We start from the raw sequence: 15,593 nt of genomic DNA, 5'->3' as shown, positions 1-15,593 counted from the left end.
AAGTCACCACGGATGCCAGGGTTAATGGGGCGCAATGCCTTGATTTTCCTGGCGGGCGACCTTTCTCGCGATCTTTAAAGACTGCGATTGGCGGATCTGGTTCCTGCACTTCGTCGCCGGGACTTGGCTGTGACAAATACACGTAGGCCCTCAAGACTTTAGTCGTATGACCGATAAGTCATCCATACGTCAGTCTCAGCGCCGCACAGGTGCGCTCTTTTCGGTAAACACCATGTCCCTTCGTAATATGAATATCGCGCCGCGAGCGTTCCTCGGCTTCGCTTTGATTGGCGGTTTGATGCTGGTTCTGGGGGTATTTGCCTTGAACCAGATGAGCAAGATTCGCGGTGCTGCCGAGGAGATCACCTTGAGCAGCGTGCCGAGTATCAAAAGCCTCGACGAGTTCACTCAACTCACCTTGCGCCTGCGGGTGCTGTCCTACCGTTTGCTGGTGAACCGCGAGCCCGACGTTCAGCAGAAAACCATGGAGCTGCTGGAAACACGCAACCAACAGATTCGTGCGGCTCAGGCCTCCTACGAAAAACTGATCGCCAGCCCGCAGGAACGTGCAGCCTACGATCAATACGTGCAGTTGCTGGGACAATATCGCCAGATCGAAGACCGGATGAAAACCCTGTCGCGCAACAATCAGGTCGATGAGCTGCGCACGCTGCTCAACACGGATCTGTTGACCAACTCCGAAGCGGTCAACGCGGTGCTCAACCGTTTGCTGGAGATCAACACCCAGCAAACTCTCGACACCAATCAGCGCGCCGCCGACCAGTACGCTTCGGCCTTCAATCTGGTGATCACCTTGCTGGTCATCGCCACCGGCCTGACCATGCTGTTTGCCTGGCTGCTGACCAACAGCATCACCAAACCCATCGCCAATGCCTTGAGCGCTGCCGAAGAGATCGCCGAAGGCAACCTGACTCGCCCGATCACCGTTGATGGCGAAGACGAAGCCGGTCGCTTGCTACTGGCCATGTCGAAGATGCAGGACAAGCTGCGCGACACTCTGCAGCGTATTTCCGGCTCGGCCACACAACTGGCCTCCGCCGCTGAAGAGCTCAACAGCGTCACCGACGAAAGCGCCCGTGGCTTGACTCAGCAGAACAACGAAATCGAACAGGCCGCTACCGCCGTCAATGAAATGACCAGCGCCGTGGAAGAAGTCGCGCGCAACGCGGTGAGCACCTCCGAAGCGTCGAAAAACGCCACCACGTCGGCCGGTGACGGTCGTGATCTGGTGCAGGAAACCGTCAGCGCCATCGAACGCATGAGCGCCGATGTGCAGAGTACGGCGACGCTGATCGGCGATCTGGCCAATGAGTCTCGCGACATCGGCAAGGTGCTGGACGTGATCCGGGGTCTGGCTGATCAGACCAACCTGCTGGCCTTGAACGCCGCCATTGAAGCGGCCCGCGCCGGTGAAGCCGGGCGCGGTTTTGCGGTGGTGGCGGACGAAGTGCGTGCACTGGCGCACCGCACTCAGCAATCGACCAGCGAAATCGAACGCATGATCGGCAGCATTCAGACCGGCACCGAACACGCAGTGGATTCGATGCGCAACAGCACCGAGCGTGCCGAGTCGACCTTGAACATCGCTCGCGGCGCCGGGATGTCGCTGGACACGATCAACAGCGCCATCGTCGAAATCAACGAACGCAACCTGGTGATCGCCAGCGCGGCCGAAGAACAGGCCCAAGTGGCCCGCGAAGTGGACCGTAACCTGGTGAACATTCGCGATCTGTCGGTGCAATCGGCCACCGGCGCCAATCAGACCAGCGCTGCGAGCAACGAGCTGTCGCGATTGGCAGTGGACCTGAACACAATGGTCGGACGGTTCAGCCTCTAACCGCTAACGCCCCCCTGTGGGAGCCGGCTTGCTGGCGATGGTGTCTGGGAAATCGCCATCGCCAGCAAGCCGACTCCTACAGGGGGATCGTGTGTAGACGGATCATGCATCTGGCTTTTGATCTGCAAAAGCTTTTTGACAGCATCACATTTCAACAGGTTAGAATCGCTGGCACGCAGACTGCATGGTCAGTTTGTGCCCGCCTTTTCAGCTTTCTGGAGTATTGCCTTTGAATGCGACGACCATCAACAGCCTGTTCTTGATCGGCGCGTTGCTGGTAGGTGCGAGCATTCTGGTGAGTTCACTTTCGTCCCGCCTCGGTATCCCGATTCTGGTGATTATCCTGGCCGTGGGCATGGCTGCCGGCGTCGACGGCGGCGGCATCATTTTCGATAACTACCCAACGGCGTATCTGGTCGGCAACCTCGCGCTGGCGGTGATCCTGCTCGATGGCGGCTTGCGAACCAGGGTGTCGAGTTTCCGCGTGGCGTTATGGCCAGCGCTGTCGCTGGCCACGGTCGGGGTGTTGATCACCACCGGGCTGACCGGCATGGCCGCGGCGTGGCTGTTCAATCTGAACCTGATTCAGGGCCTGCTGATCGGCGCCATCGTCGGCTCCACCGATGCCGCGGCAGTGTTCTCGCTGCTCGGCGGCAAAGGCCTGAACGAACGGGTCACGGCCAGCCTCGAGATCGAATCCGGCAGCAACGACCCGATGGCGGTGTTCCTCACCGTCACCCTGATCGACATGCTCGCCAGTGGCGAAACCGGCCTGCACTGGAGCCTGCTGGGGCATCTGGTGCGCGAGTTCGGTATCGGCGGCGTGATCGGGCTCGGTGGCGGCTGGCTGATGCTGCAACTGGTCAACCGGATCAACCTGGCCACCGGCCTCTATCCAATCCTGGTGATTGCCGGTGGTCTGGTGGTGTTCGCCCTGACCAACGCCCTGCACGGCAGCGGCTTCCTTGCGGTTTACCTGTGCGGACTGGTGATCGGCAACCGTCCGGTGCGCAGCCGCCACGGCATCTTGCACATGCTCGACGGCATGGCGTGGCTGGCGCAGATCGGCATGTTCCTGGTGCTGGGTCTGCTGGTTACGCCGCATGATTTATTGCCCATCGCCCTGCCCGCGCTGGGCCTGGCGCTGTGGATGATCCTGTTTGCCCGGCCGCTGTCGGTGATGGTCGGCCTACTGCCGTTCAAGGCCTTCCACGGCCGAGAGAAAGCCTTCATTTCCTGGGTCGGCCTGCGCGGTGCGGTCCCGATCATTCTGGCGGTGTTCCCGCTGATGGCCGGCCTGCCCAACGCCCAGCTGTACTTCAACCTCGCGTTCTTTATTGTGCTGGTCTCGTTGCTGGTGCAGGGCACCAGCCTGCCTTGGGTGGCGAAACTGTTGAAGGTGACCGTTCCGCCGGAGCCGGCGCCGATTTCCCGCGCCGCGCTGGAAGTGCATGTCACCAGCGAGTGGGAGCTGTTCGTTTATCGCCTCGGCGCCGAAAAATGGTGCATCGGTTCGCCCCTTCGCGAACTGAAAATGCCCGACGGCACGCGCATCGCGGCCCTGTTTCGTGGTCAGCAACTGCTCCATCCGTCGGGTAGTACGGTGCTTGAAGTCGATGATTTGCTGTGTGTTATCGGCCATGAACACAACCTGCCGGCCCTTGGAAAACTCTTTAGCCAGGCACCGCAACGAGGCCTCGATTTGCGCTTCTTCGGCGACTTCGTACTCGAGGGAGATGCCCAGTTGGCTGCGGTTGCTGCCCTGTACGGGTTGAAAGTCGAGGGCATCGATCCGGACATGACGCTGGCCAGTTTCATTGCCCACAAAGTGGGCGGTGCGCCAGTCGTGGGTGACCAGGTGGAATGGAACAACACCATCTGGACCGTCGCGGTCATGGAAGGGAACAAGATCGGCAAAGTGGGCGTCAGATTCCCCGAAGGAAGTCGCCCAGGCCCGGGCTTGTTCCTCTAAACTCCACTCTTCGTCTCGTTCTCGATCGGTCTCTATGTCAACCCTGCGCACCTTTTTCATCATGGCCCTGCTGGGCTTGAGTCTCTCTGTCGGCACGTTGCAAGCGGCCGAACCGCCGTCCAGCGAAGCGGTGCAGGCGAGCCTGAACAAGATCGCCGACCGCAAACTGCCGGAAGCCGATCAGAAAGCCCTGCAGACGCTGCTGCAAAACACGCTGACCCAGCTCAACAACAAGCGTGATTACGAGCAGAAGCTGACCGATCTCAAGCAGCAACTCGCCACCGCGCCCAAGCAGAACATCGAGAACCAGCGCGAACTGACGCGCCTGAAAGCCACCAGCGCCGTCCCGGTGGCGCAACGCTATGGCAAAGAATCCGTGCAGCAGCTCGAGCAGATGCTGACCGAGCGCTCGACCCAGCAAAGCGATCTGCAAAAAGCCCTCGCCGATGCGAACAGCCTGGTCATTACCGCCCAAACCCGCCCCGAGCGCGCCCAGGCGGAAATTTCCACCAGCCAGACGCGTATCCAGCAGATCAATAACGTCCTCAAGAACGGCAAGGACAACGGCAAGACCTTGAGCGGCGAACAGCGCGACCTGCTCAATGCCGAACTCGCGGCGCTGAATGCGCTGATCCCCCTGCGTCGCCAGGAACTGGCCGGCAACAGCCAGTTGCAGGACCTGGGCAACAGCCAGCATGACTTGCTCTCGGAAAAATCCGACCGCCTGGATCGCGAAATCCAGGAGCTGCAAAACCTGATCAACCAGAAACGCCTGGCTCAATCTCAGGAGACGGTGACGCAGCAGTCCATTGAGGCGCAAAAGTCCGGCGGCAGTGCGCTACTGGCCACCGAAAGCGCGGCGAATCTGAAGCTGTCCGACTACCTGCTCAAAAGCACCGACCGCCTGAACGTCGTCACTCAGCAAAACCTGCAGACCAAGCAGCAGCTCGACAACGTGACCCAGAGCGATTCGGCCCTCGACGAGCAAATCAACGTGCTCAAGGGCAGCCTGCTGCTGTCGAAAATCCTCTACAAACAGAAACAGGGGCTGCCGCGCCTCAAGCTCGACCGCGACCTGGCGGACCAGATCGCCGACATTCGCCTGTATCAGTTCGAAGTCAGCCAACAACGGGAATTGCTCAGCAACCCCGCGACCTATGTCGACAACCTGCTGTCGACTCAGCCCCCCGAGCAAGTCACCCCGCAACTGCGCAAGAACCTGCTGGAAATCGCGACCACCCGCGCCGACCTGCTGGAGCGGCTGAACCGCGAACTGAGCGCGGTGCTCAACGAATCGATCACACTGCAACTCAATCAGAAGCAACTGCTCAGCACCGCGCAAAGCCTGCGGGCGACCCTCGACGAACAGATGTTCTGGATTCCGAGCAACAAGCCGCTCGATCTGGAATGGATGCGCGGCGTGCCAGAGCGTCTGCAACGCCAGGTGGCAACCCTGCCGCTGGCGTCGAGCGTGAGCGAACTGATTGACGGCCTGACTCAACGACCGCTGCTGTTTCTGCCGTTGGTGCTGGTGATCGGCGCCCTGCTGTGGCGGCGCAAAAGCCTGTATGCCCGACTGAACAAGGTTCACCAGGACATCGGCCACTTCAAGCGTGACAGCCAGTTGCACACGCCGCAGGCGATTCTGATCAATATTCTGCTGGCATTACCGGTTGCGCTGGGCCTGGCCTTGTGTGGCCTGGCCCTGCAAATCGATGCTCGAGGGCAGAACGCCAACATGGGCTCGGCCTTGTTGCAAATGGCGCAGGCCTGGCTGGTGTTCTATACCGCTTACCGGATCCTCGCGCCGGGCGGCGTCGCCGAACTGCATTTCCGCTGGGAAAAGCCTCAGGTCGAATTCCTTCAGGGCTGGGTCCGTCGTCTCGGGCTGGTTGTCATGGCGTTGGTCGCGGTGGTGGCGGTTGCCGAGCTGCAACCGGCGGCGCTGGCCGATGATGTGCTGGGCATGCCGGTCGTATTGATCTGCTACGCCTTGATGGCCTGGCTGCTCAGCCGATTGCTGATCAGTAGCCCGACGCACGAAAACGCCTCACTGTTCCGCAAAGCGGTCGGGGTCATGTTCACTGTCCTGCCTGTCGCGTTGTTCGTAGCGGTGTGCTTCGGCTACTACTACACCGCGCTGAAGCTCAGCGACCGTTTGATCAACACACTTTACCTGCTGATGTTCTGGCTGGTGATCGAAGCCACCTTCGTCCGTGGCCTGAGCGTTGCGGCACGCCGTCTCGCGTACCAGCGCGCCCTGGCCAAACGGCAGGCGGCAAAGGAGGCCGGCGATGGCGAAGCGGTGATCGAAGAGCCGACCCTGGACATCGAGAAGGTCAACGAGCAATCGCTGCGCCTGATTCGCCTGGCGCTGCTCGGCGGCTTCATCGCTGCGCTGTACTGGGTCTGGTCCGATCTGATTTCGGTGTTCTCGTACCTCGACAACATCACCCTCTACGAATACACCAGCGGCACCGGCGCCAACATGAGCATGGTGCCGATCAGCATCGGCGACATGCTCGGCGCGCTGATCATCATCGGCATCACCTTTGCCCTCGCGCGAAACTTGCCGGGGCTGCTGGAAGTGTTGGTGTTGTCGAAGCTGAACCTGGCGCAGGGCAGCGCCTACGCCACGACGACGTTGCTGTCTTACGTGATCGCCGGCGTCGGTTTCGTCTCGACCCTGTCCACGCTCGGCGTGAGCTGGGACAAGTTGCAGTGGCTGGTGGCGGCGCTGTCGGTGGGCCTTGGTTTCGGGATGCAGGAGATTTTTGCGAACTTCATCTCCGGGATCATGATCCTGTTTGAACGCCCGGTGCGGATCGGCGACACGATCACCATCGGCAACCTGTCGGGCACGGTCAGCAAGATCCGTATCCGCGCCACGACCATCACCGATTTTGACCGCAAGGACATCATCGTCCCGAACAAGACGTTTATCACCGGGCAACTGATCAACTGGTCGCTGACTGACACCATTACCCGGGTGACCTTGAAGCTCGGCGTCGATTACGGTTCGGACCTGGACCTGGTGAAAGAGCTGTTGCTCAAAGCCGCCCGGGACAACCCGCGCGTGCTGAAGGATCCGGAACCGCACGTGTACTTCCTGAACTTCGGCGAAAGCACCCTCGACCACGAGCTGCGCATGCATGTGCGCGATCTCGGCGACCGCAACCCGGTGCTCGATGAGGTCAACCGCTTCATCAACCGCGAGTTCAAGAAGCAGCACATCAATATCTCGTTCCGGCAGATGGAGGTTTACCTGAAGAACCTGCACGGTCAGGAATACAAAATGGTGCCAATCGAACCGGAAACCAAAACCATCGTGCCGCTGGTCGATGGCAAACCACCGCAAGAGCCGCCGCCCGCCAAACTCGACTAACCGCCCTATTCCTAGCAGAATGCTCGGACATTCTGCTGGAGATGGCCGGTGAAAGCCCTCGACGAACTGACCTTCGATAATCGCTTCGATCGCCTGGGCGATACGTTTTCCACTCACGTACTACCCGAACCCATCGACAATCCGCGTCTGGTCGTTGCGAGCCCCGCCGCCATGGCGTTGCTCGACCTTGATCCGGCCGTCGCTGAAACTCCGGAGTTCGCCGAGCTGTTCAGCGGGCACAAGCTCTGGGCCGACGCGATGCCACGAGCGATGGTCTATTCCGGGCATCAGTTCGGTTCGTACAACCCTCAGTTGGGCGATGGTCGCGGCCTGTTGCTGGGCGAGGTCTACAACGAGGCCGGCGAGCATTGGGACTTGCACCTCAAGGGCGCCGGCCAGACACCTTTTTCGCGCATGGGCGATGGCCGCGCGGTGCTGCGATCGTCGATCCGCGAGTTTCTTGCGTCCGAAGCGCTGCACGCCCTGAACATCCCGACCACCCGCGCGTTGTGCGTGATCGGCTCCGACACGCCGGTGTGGCGCGAAAAACAGGAGCGCGCGGCCATGGTTCTGCGCCTGGCGCCGAGCCATGTGCGCTTCGGGCATTTCGAATTTTTCTACTACACCAAACGCCCAGAGAAACAGAAAGAACTCGGCGAGCACGTGCTGGCCATGCACTTCCCCGAATGCCTCGAACAGTCCGAACCTTATCTGGCGATGTTCCGCGAAATCGTCGAGCGCAATGCCGAGCTCATCGCCAAATGGCAGGCCTATGGTTTCTGCCACGGCGTGATGAACACCGACAACATGTCGATCCTCGGCATCACCTTCGACTTTGGCCCGTTCGCGTTCCTCGATGACTTTGACGCCAACTTCATCTGCAACCACTCCGACGATCAGGGCCGTTATTCCTTCAGCAACCAGGTGCCGATCGGTCAATGGAACCTTAGCGCGCTCGCCCAGGCGCTGACGCCGTTCATCAGCGTCGAGGCCCTGCGTGAAACCCTGGGTCTGTACCTGCCGCTGTTCCAGGCTCACTATCTGGACCTGATGCGCCGCCGCCTCGGGCTCACCACCGCTGAAGACGAGGACCAGAAACTGCTGGAGCAATTGCTGCAACTGATGCAGAACAGCGGCGTCGATTACAGCCTGTTTTTCCGCCGCCTGGGCGATGAATCGCCGGAGCTGGCCGTTGCCCGATTGCGCGACGACTTTGTCGACATCAAGGGCTTCGATGCCTGGGCCGAGCTGTATGTCGCGCGGGTTGCTCGCGAAGGCGCGGTCGATCAGGAACAACGCCGCCAACGGATGCATGCGGTCAATCCGCTCTACATCCTGCGCAACTACCTGGCGCAGAAAGCGATCGATGCAGCGGAAAGCGGCGACTACTCAGAGGTTCGCCGCTTGCATGCGGTGTTGAGCAAGCCGTTTGAGGAGCAGCCAGGGATGGAGAGCTATGCCGAGCGGCCGCCGGAGTGGGGGAAGCATTTGGAGATCAGTTGTTCTTCCTGAACCCGGCTAGATAAAGGTTTCCACTGACGTACCGAAGCGCTCTGCCAACCAACGGATCTGCCGCAGGTTGAGCTGACGCTTGCCGCTCAGGATTTCGGACACCACCGATTGAGTGCCAACACCAGGCAGATCGCTCTGAGTCAAACCGTGCTCCCGCATCATGTAACCAAGAACATCAGCCCCGCTTGCTTCGGGCATAGGGCGATGTTTGTGATCCCATTCCTCTATCCAGTCACCAATGATGTCGACAAGACTCATAAGTGGATGAGACTCGTCATCACCGGTTATTTCGAGCAACTCATCAAGCGCAAGAACCAGCCTGTCGTAGTCGTCTTCGTTTTTCGGCTTGCGCAACAATGGCGAAACGAACGCCCAGTGCTCAGCCGCCTGTTTGATCAATGCACTCATTCTTTTCCCTCCTTCCATTTTCCTCGGTCATATTCGCGATGATCCAGCACGTGTTTGATGTACAGCTTCTGGCTCCGGTACCTGACATATGCAATCAAACGCAGCTTATTCCCCCCAATATCGAATACATGTAACTCACCAACTTTGTCCGTCGCAGAAAACAACGATTTCATGGCGGCAAAATCACAAGGACTATTGCGCTTGACCATTCGATACCAATGGTCAAGCGCAGTTGCTGCATTTGGCCATTTTTCCTTTGAGTCCCATATTCGTTTTTCAGAAAACACACGCATGCAATTTCCTTATCGCATTGGCTATGGATGAGTTAACCACAGGAGGTAAATATCGCAAGTTGCGATAATCATAGGCCGACCAGCGGCGCGCCAGCATTCTCCTAGCGTAGATTCGCTGCGCTTGTTCGAACGGTTGAAAATATGAACAAACGTCTCCAAATCAGGAGGACGCCGCCTAAAAGGACCACCCTCATGACCGAACCACTCCTCATCCCCTGCCCCTACTGCAACGGCCTCAACCGCATCCCTGCCGAGCGCCTCAACGACCAGCCGAAATGCGGTCGCTGCAAAGCCGAGGTCTTGCTGAGCAAGCCTTTCGAATTGAAACAAGGCGATTACGCCAGTCAGATCAAGGGTGATCTGCCCTTGCTGGTGGACGTATGGGCGGACTGGTGCGGGCCGTGCAAGTCCTTTGCCCCGGTGTTCGAGCAGGCGGCGAGTCAGTTGGCTGGGAAATGCAGGCTGGCCAAGCTGGACAGCGAGGCTAATCAGCAGCTGTCCGCCCAGTTGGGGATTCGCTCGATTCCGAGCCTGATTCTGTTCAAGAACGGCCGGGAAGTGGCGCGCCAGAGCGGCGCCTTCCCGTTACCGCAGTTGATGAGCTGGTTGCGTAGCCAGGGGATTTAATACCACCACAATGGCCGATGTTGTTTCGGCGGATCAGGCGCTTTCGAGAAGGTTATGCAGTTCGACGAATTGCTGGGTCAGTTTGTGCCGTGGATCGAGGTGGATCAGCGGCGTATTGGCCTGGTGCGATTCGCGCATGCGTACTGAACTACCCAAATACACCGGCAACACCGGCAAGCCCTCGGCAATCAATTCGTCGAGGATTTGCTGCGGCAGACTGGCACGGGCCTGGAACTGGTTGACGACGATGCCCTCGACCTCCAGCCCTTCGTTATGGTCGTCCTTCAATTCTTCGATTTCCGCCAGCAAGCCGTACAGCGCCTGACGCGAGAAGCTGTCGCAGTCGAAGGGAATCAACACACGATCGGCGGCAATTAAAGCCGATACAGCATAAAAGTTCAGGGCTGGCGGCGTATCGAGGTAGATCCGGTCGTAGTCTTCGGCCAACTCGTCGAGCAGTTTGCGCAGCTTGTTGATCTTGTGTTTCGCCTCAAGCTTGGGCTGCAAGTCGGCCAGCTCGGCAGTGGCGGTGATGACGTGGAGGTTGTCGAACGGGGTTTCGTAGATATCGACCTGGTTTTTCTTCGAAAACGGGCCTGAAGACAGCGTCTGCTTGAAGAAGTCGGCAATCCCCATCGGAATGTCATTACCGGTGAGCCCGGTGAGGTACTGGGTGGAATTGGCCTGAGCGTCGAGATCCACCAGAAGGGTTCGATAGCCCTCGCTGGCACTGACCGCCGCCAGATTGCAGGCAATACTGGATTTACCTACGCCGCCTTTCTGATTGAATACCACGCGCCGCATGTCAAAACCTCCGTGTATCAAAGAATGACCGAGTGTAGTAGTCCATGGCGTCGCTTAGCTACCTCGCCGGCAAAGGGACTACACAGTCAGGTGCGAAGGCTCACTGGAAAAGCCGCCATCTCGTCCAGAAAAATGCTCTCGGAGCCGACAGACATCCATGGCTCGATGTGGACAATGGCCAAACGACATCCACTCACGTACCAATCGGTCCATTTCGTTGGGCAAAATGTAACCAGCATTTGCTACGCGCTCGCCGCACCGGGATAATGCGCGCCACTCGACGCTCAGCGTCACGTCAGGTGAATCGCTGATTCTGCGACTTGCCGCGTCAAGAAAGCCCGCAGGGGCGGGATGAATGCCTGTGATCAATTTCAACATCGCCCAATGGCGCGCGTGGGCCCCTGGGCTCGAAAGCGTGGACGATTGGCAGGCCTGGAGCCGACAACCGGTCGCGCTACAGAGCAGCGATGCCGCCCCCGACGTCTCGTTTCTGCCGGCCATGCAGCGGCGGCGGCTCAGCCGTCTTGCGCGGATGGCGTTCAGTGTCGGCTGGCCGTTGGCCGATGGTCGCACTGACCTACCGTTGGTCTTTATTTCCCGCCACGGTGAAACCCCGCGCACCTTCGATATCCTCAGCGATCTGGCCGCCGACCAGCCACTGTCGCCGACCCAGTTCAGCCTGTCTGTGCATAACGCGGTCATCGGCCTGTGGTCGATCATGCGCGGTGAAACCAGCGAAATGACCGCCCTCGCTGCGGCCGGCGATGGACTCGAACACGGCATGCTAGAGGCGGCGGCGCTGCTTGCCGAAGGCGCGCCCGCGGTTCTGCTGGTGGTGACAGAAGAACAGCCTCCCGAAGTCTATTCGGCCTGGATCGATGATGTGCCATTTCCCTATGCGGTGGGTTTGTTACTGACGCCGGGCAACGACTGGCAACTGTCCTTGAACAGCACTTCGGATGAGTTGTCCAAAGCCCACTGGCCCCATGCCCTGAATCTCTTGCGTACCCTGCTCGGCCAGCAAACCACCTGCCAACATGCCTGGAAAAATCGTGTATGGACCTGGCAACGCAACCTGTAACCGAAAAAAGCCGCGACGCCTATTACTGGCGTTTGCTGGCCACCGCCGCAAGCTTCACTCTCTTCGGGTTGGGCGGACTGTGTCTGCGCCTGGTGATTTTCCCGGTACTGAGCTGCCTGCCTGGCGATGCGCAGACGCACCGCTTGCGTGCGCGGCAAACCGTCAGTCGCTGCTTCTGGTTTTTCGTCCGGTTCATGGCCCGTACCGGCGTGCTGACCTACGACATTGAGGGCGCGGAAAAACTCGGCCGCCCCGGGCAGATGATCATCGCCAATCACCCGTCGCTGATCGACGTGGTGTTCCTGATCGGTCTGGTGCGCCATTCCAACTGCGTGGTCAAAAGCAGCCTCTGGGAAAACCCCTTCACCCGGGGCCCGCTGCGCCGCACCGAATACATCAGCAACGACGGCAGCATGGACATGCTCGACGCGGCGGCCGACGCGCTGAAAAGCGGCCAGACCCTGATCATTTTCCCCGAGGGCACGCGTACGCGGCCTGGCGAAGCGCCCTCCTTTCATCGGGGTGCGGCGTCGATCGCACTGCGCGGTGCGAAAATCCTCACGCCGGTGGTCATCAAGGTCAGCCCGACCACCTTGACCAAGGCCGAACCCTGGTATCGGATCCCCAAACGCCGCGTGCACTTCAGTTTCCGTGTGGGGGCCGATATAGACCCACAGGCCTTCGCCGCGCAAGGGCCCGCGCCTCAAGCCTCGCGCAAGCTCAATGACTACCTGCATCACTACTTTATTAAGGAGCTCGCCGAAGATGAGCGATCTGCACACTCTTAGTCTCATGCACGAAATCAAAGAACTGATCATCGAAGCCCTGGGCCTCGAAGACATCAGTGCGCAAGACATCGGCGATGACCAGACGCTGTTCGGCGAAGGCCTGGGCCTGGACTCGGTCGACGCCCTGGAGCTGGGCCTGGCGATCCAGAAAAAGTACGGTATCAAAATCGATGCCGACGCCAAGGACACCCGTAATCACTTCAGCAACGTGGCGAGCCTTGCGGCGTTCGTCACTGCAAAACAGGCAGCTTGAGACCGGACCATGCAAACTCGTGATGACATTTTCAACACCCTGCGCGATGCCTTGGTCGAACTCTTCGAGCTGGACCCCGAGCGTGTGAGGCTCGATTCCAACCTGTACCAGGACCTGGAAATCGACAGCATTGACGCGGTCGACCTGATCGACCACATCAAGCGCCAGACCGGCAAGAAAATCGCTGCTGAAGAATTCAAAACGGTGCGTACCGTCAGCGACGTCGTCGAGGCGGTCTACCGTCTGGTTCAGCCGGCCGCATGAGTCGACTGATCGGCCTCGGCCTGCTGCTCGCGGGGCTGCTGTACCCTTTCGCGGTGTATTTCGGCATGGAGCATTTCGCCCCGTGGCAGTTCGGTCTGCTGCTGGGCAGCCTGTGGCTGGCGCGAGCGGTGACGGGGGTGCGTCGACCGGGAAGCCTGTGGATGGCCATCGTCGCCATCGTGTTTTGCCTGTTGCTGGCCCTGTTTGACAGCCCCGCCATGCTGCGCTGGTACCCCGTGCTGATCAGCGGCTTCATGCTGGTGCTGTTCGGGTTGAGCCTGAAATACGGCCCGCCAATGATCGAACGCCTGGCCCGCTTGCGTGAACCACGCTTGCCGGCCAAGGCGATTCGCTATACGCGCCAGGTCACCATTGCCTGGTGTGTGTTTTTTCTCTGCAACGGTTTGTGCGCCGCCGCCCTGACTCTCTGGGCGCCGCTGAGTTGGTGGATGTTGTACACCGGCCTGATCTCCTATGGGTTGATCGGCCTGATGTTTGCCATTGAATGGCTCATACGACAACGGGTACGAGGCCACCCATGAATTGGATAAAACTTGAGCAATTGTTGCTCAAGGCTCAACCGGAGCGCGCCGTGACGGCCGATCCGGCGCTGAATCACGCACAGTTGTGCGAACAGGCCCTGAGCCTGGCCGCCGGCCTGCAAGCCCAGGGCGTGCAGCGCATTGCCGTGCACCTTGAGGACGCCGCCGACCTGGCCATTGCGTTGCTGGGTGGCTGGCGCGCCGGGGTCAGCGTGCTGTTGCCTGCCGATCTGCAACCACAAACGCGTCAGCGTTGGTCGAGCGAAGTGGATCTGTGGCTGACGGATCAGGCCGATGATGCGCAACTGAGCGACTATCGCCATGCGCCACTCAGTGCCACAGCGCTGGACCTGGACCGCTGCACACTGAGCCTGTGCACTTCCGGCTCCAGTGGCGAACCCAAGCGCATCGACAAAAACCTGCGCCAACTGGCCAATGAAGTCCAGGCACTGGAGCAGCTCTGGGGCGTCGATCTGGCTGAAGCCTGCATCATCGGCAGCGTTGCCACCCAGCACATCTACGGCCTGCTGTTTCGGGTGTTGTGGCCGCTGTGTGCCGGGCGCTCGTTCGTGCGCAAGCAACTGGCCTTTCCGGAAGATTTGCAGCGCGCCAGCCGCGAACACCCGGCCTTTGCCTGGGTCGCCAGCCCGGCACTGCTCAAGCGCATGGGCGACAACCTCGACTGGCCGGCGCTGAGCGCGGTTCGCCGGGTGTTTTCCTCTGGCGGTGCGTTGCCGGCCGAAGCGGCGCTAAGCCTGCAGCAACGCCTGCACCAGTGGCCAACGGAAATCCTCGGCAGTTCGGAAACCGGTGGCATCGCCTGGCGTCAGGGCAACGACCTCTGGCAAGCCTTTGCCGGCATCGAATTGAGCCAGGACAGTGACGGTGCGCTGCTCATTGCGTCGCCGTATCTGCCGCCGGGTCACGTCGAACACACCGCGGATGCCGCGCGAATCGCCGCCGACGGCCGCTTCGAATTGCTCGGGCGGCTGGACCGGATCGTCAAACTGGAAGAAAAACGCATCTCGCTGCCGATGCTGGAACACGCGCTGATGGCCCACGACTGGGTCTGCGAAGCACGCCTGGGCGTGGTTCAGGAAAATCGCGCTTCACTGGGTGCGCTGCTGGTGCTGAGCGAATCGGGTTTGCATGCCTTGCGCAATCAGGGGCGCCGCACCCTCACTCAGGAACTGCGCCAACACCTCAGCCAGCATTGTGAAGCCCTTGCACTGCCGCGACGCTGGCGCCTGCTGCGACAACTGCCGCTCAACGCTCAAGGCAAACTGCCTCAGGCCGACGTGGAAGCCTTGCTGCTGGCCCCGCGCCCGAAGACGCCGCAAGTGCTGGAGCAGGTCGAAGTCGATGGTGAGTGGAGCCTGCAACTGGCGGTGCCACCCGACCTCGCGTACTTCAGCGGCCATTTCCCCCAGGCGCCGGTATTGCCGGGCGTGGTGCAAGTGGATTGGGCCCTGAGCCTCGGCCAGCAACTGATGAACCTGCCGGAAAAATTCGCCGGCATGGAAGTGCTGAAATTCCAGCAACTGGTGCGCCCCGGCGATGAAGTCCAGTTGCACCTGCGCTTCGATCCGGTACGCAGCAAGTTGTATTTCGCCTATCGCAACGAGACCGCCACGTGCTCCAGCGGGCGGATTTTGCTGGAGGCTTCTTGTGATGAGTAAGTCGGGTGAGTGCTGCGCACTCAATCGCGAGCAGACTCGCGCCCACAGGAGGGCGGCGTCGTGCACAAATCCTATGTGGGCGCGAGCCTGCTCGCGATGCAGGCGCCTCGGTCTTACAGGCGAAACC

At 60.1% G+C, this 15,593-nt stretch carries 14 protein-coding genes and 1 pseudogene; 12 read left to right on the top strand and 3 right to left on the bottom strand.

Features of this window, described 5'->3' with window-relative positions:
• Positions 1-166 precede the first annotated feature (166 nt).
• From Q7W83_RS02195 to selO, 5 genes and pseudogenes are all read left to right on the top strand, one after another.
• Positions 167-1,003, top strand: a pseudogene (locus tag Q7W83_RS02195) (MCP four helix bundle domain-containing protein); the annotation flags it as partial.
• The gene (locus tag Q7W83_RS02190) at positions 986-1,858 is read left to right on the top strand and encodes a methyl-accepting chemotaxis protein (protein WP_404943242.1); all 873 of its coding nucleotides are present in this window, start codon (positions 986-988) and stop codon (positions 1,856-1,858) included. The pseudogene Q7W83_RS02195 and the gene Q7W83_RS02190, both read left to right, overlap by 18 nt.
• A 229-nt stretch (positions 1,859-2,087) precedes the next feature.
• The gene (locus Q7W83_RS02185; RefSeq protein WP_150654260.1) at positions 2,088-3,830 is read left to right on the top strand and encodes a potassium/proton antiporter; all 1,743 of its coding nucleotides are present in this window, start codon (positions 2,088-2,090) and stop codon (positions 3,828-3,830) included.
• 34 nt (positions 3,831-3,864) lie between these two features.
• Positions 3,865-7,215: a mechanosensitive channel MscK gene (mscK, locus tag Q7W83_RS02180; protein WP_150632673.1), complete on the top strand. Its 3,351-nt coding sequence runs from the start codon at positions 3,865-3,867 to the stop codon at positions 7,213-7,215.
• Between the two features lie 48 nt (positions 7,216-7,263).
• Entirely contained in the window at positions 7,264-8,727 is a 1,464-nt protein-coding gene (gene selO, locus Q7W83_RS02175; protein ID WP_150640023.1) for a protein adenylyltransferase SelO, read from the top strand.
• Between the two features lie 6 nt (positions 8,728-8,733).
• Here selO and Q7W83_RS02170 read toward each other — a convergent pair whose 3' ends face one another.
• Together Q7W83_RS02170 and Q7W83_RS02165 are read right to left on the bottom strand one after the other, a co-directional pair.
• Entirely contained in the window at positions 8,734-9,135 is a 402-nt protein-coding gene (locus tag Q7W83_RS02170; RefSeq protein ID WP_150632675.1) for a helix-turn-helix domain-containing protein, read from the bottom strand.
• The gene (locus Q7W83_RS02165) at positions 9,132-9,428 is read right to left on the bottom strand and encodes a type II toxin-antitoxin system HigB family toxin (RefSeq protein ID WP_150640024.1); all 297 of its coding nucleotides are present in this window, start codon (positions 9,426-9,428) and stop codon (positions 9,132-9,134) included. The genes Q7W83_RS02170 and Q7W83_RS02165 overlap by 4 nt, the downstream gene beginning before the upstream one ends.
• Before the next feature lie 192 nt (positions 9,429-9,620).
• Here Q7W83_RS02165 and trxC point away from each other — a divergent pair, with 192 nt between their 5' ends.
• The gene (gene trxC / locus Q7W83_RS02160; RefSeq protein ID WP_150640025.1) at positions 9,621-10,055 is read left to right on the top strand and encodes a thioredoxin TrxC; all 435 of its coding nucleotides are present in this window, start codon (positions 9,621-9,623) and stop codon (positions 10,053-10,055) included.
• A 33-nt stretch (positions 10,056-10,088) separates the two neighbouring features.
• On the opposite strand, the gene Q7W83_RS02155 is transcribed toward trxC, so the two are convergent.
• A complete protein-coding gene (locus Q7W83_RS02155; protein WP_150632678.1) occupies positions 10,089-10,859 on the bottom strand; it encodes a ParA family protein in 771 nt (256 codons plus the stop codon).
• 355 nt (positions 10,860-11,214) lie between these two features.
• Between Q7W83_RS02155 and Q7W83_RS02150 the strand changes: the two genes are divergently transcribed.
• From Q7W83_RS02150 to Q7W83_RS02125, 6 genes are read left to right on the top strand one after another with little or no spacing between them, the layout of a single operon-like run.
• The gene (locus Q7W83_RS02150) at positions 11,215-11,940 is read left to right on the top strand and encodes a beta-ketoacyl synthase chain length factor (protein ID WP_150632679.1); all 726 of its coding nucleotides are present in this window, start codon (positions 11,215-11,217) and stop codon (positions 11,938-11,940) included.
• Positions 11,916-12,728, top strand: coding sequence for a lysophospholipid acyltransferase family protein (locus Q7W83_RS02145; RefSeq protein WP_150632680.1), 813 nt, complete (start codon positions 11,916-11,918; stop codon positions 12,726-12,728). The genes Q7W83_RS02150 and Q7W83_RS02145 overlap by 25 nt, the downstream gene beginning before the upstream one ends.
• On the top strand, positions 12,706-12,981 hold the full coding sequence (locus Q7W83_RS02140) for a phosphopantetheine-binding protein (protein WP_150632681.1): 276 nt from the start codon (positions 12,706-12,708) through the stop codon (positions 12,979-12,981). Before Q7W83_RS02145 ends, Q7W83_RS02140 begins: the two co-directional genes overlap by 23 nt.
• A 9-nt stretch (positions 12,982-12,990) precedes the next feature.
• Entirely contained in the window at positions 12,991-13,245 is a 255-nt protein-coding gene (locus Q7W83_RS02135; RefSeq protein WP_150632682.1) for an acyl carrier protein, read from the top strand.
• Positions 13,242-13,787 (top strand): COG4648 family protein, encoded by a 546-nt coding sequence (locus Q7W83_RS02130; protein ID WP_150632683.1) that lies wholly within the window; start codon positions 13,242-13,244, stop codon positions 13,785-13,787. Before Q7W83_RS02135 ends, Q7W83_RS02130 begins: the two co-directional genes overlap by 4 nt.
• Positions 13,784-15,466 (top strand): ApeI family dehydratase, encoded by a 1,683-nt coding sequence (locus Q7W83_RS02125; protein WP_473655617.1) that lies wholly within the window; start codon positions 13,784-13,786, stop codon positions 15,464-15,466. Before Q7W83_RS02130 ends, Q7W83_RS02125 begins: the two co-directional genes overlap by 4 nt.
• The last annotated feature ends 127 nt before the right edge of the window (positions 15,467-15,593 follow it).

The organism is Pseudomonas sp. 300, assembly GCF_055803035.1.
The sequence above is the reverse complement of the archived record's forward strand: the minus strand, read 5'-3'. Positions and strand labels throughout refer to the sequence as shown.

What these genes read in the sequence shown, in the direction of transcription:
- Q7W83_RS02190 (WP_404943242.1), top strand. Translation starts at nt 986, where the DNA reads ATGTCGAAGATGCAGGACAAGCTGCGCGACACTCTGCAGCGTATTTCC.
- mscK (WP_150632673.1), top strand. Translation starts at nt 3,865, where the DNA reads ATGTCAACCCTGCGCACCTTTTTCATCATGGCCCTGCTGGGCTTGAGT.
- Q7W83_RS02170 (WP_150632675.1), bottom strand. Translation starts at nt 9,135, where the DNA reads ATGAGTGCATTGATCAAACAGGCGGCTGAGCACTGGGCGTTCGTTTCG.
- Q7W83_RS02165 (WP_150640024.1), bottom strand. Translation starts at nt 9,428, where the DNA reads ATGCGTGTGTTTTCTGAAAAACGAATATGGGACTCAAAGGAAAAATGG.
- trxC (WP_150640025.1), top strand. Translation starts at nt 9,621, where the DNA reads ATGACCGAACCACTCCTCATCCCCTGCCCCTACTGCAACGGCCTCAAC.
- Q7W83_RS02155 (WP_150632678.1), bottom strand. Translation starts at nt 10,859, where the DNA reads ATGCGGCGCGTGGTATTCAATCAGAAAGGCGGCGTAGGTAAATCCAGT.
- Q7W83_RS02150 (WP_150632679.1), top strand. Translation starts at nt 11,215, where the DNA reads ATGCCTGTGATCAATTTCAACATCGCCCAATGGCGCGCGTGGGCCCCT.
- Q7W83_RS02145 (WP_150632680.1), top strand. Translation starts at nt 11,916, where the DNA reads ATGGACCTGGCAACGCAACCTGTAACCGAAAAAAGCCGCGACGCCTAT.
- Q7W83_RS02140 (WP_150632681.1), top strand. Translation starts at nt 12,706, where the DNA reads ATGAGCGATCTGCACACTCTTAGTCTCATGCACGAAATCAAAGAACTG.
- Q7W83_RS02135 (WP_150632682.1), top strand. Translation starts at nt 12,991, where the DNA reads ATGCAAACTCGTGATGACATTTTCAACACCCTGCGCGATGCCTTGGTC.
- Q7W83_RS02130 (WP_150632683.1), top strand. Translation starts at nt 13,242, where the DNA reads ATGAGTCGACTGATCGGCCTCGGCCTGCTGCTCGCGGGGCTGCTGTAC.
- Q7W83_RS02125 (WP_473655617.1), top strand. Translation starts at nt 13,784, where the DNA reads ATGAATTGGATAAAACTTGAGCAATTGTTGCTCAAGGCTCAACCGGAG.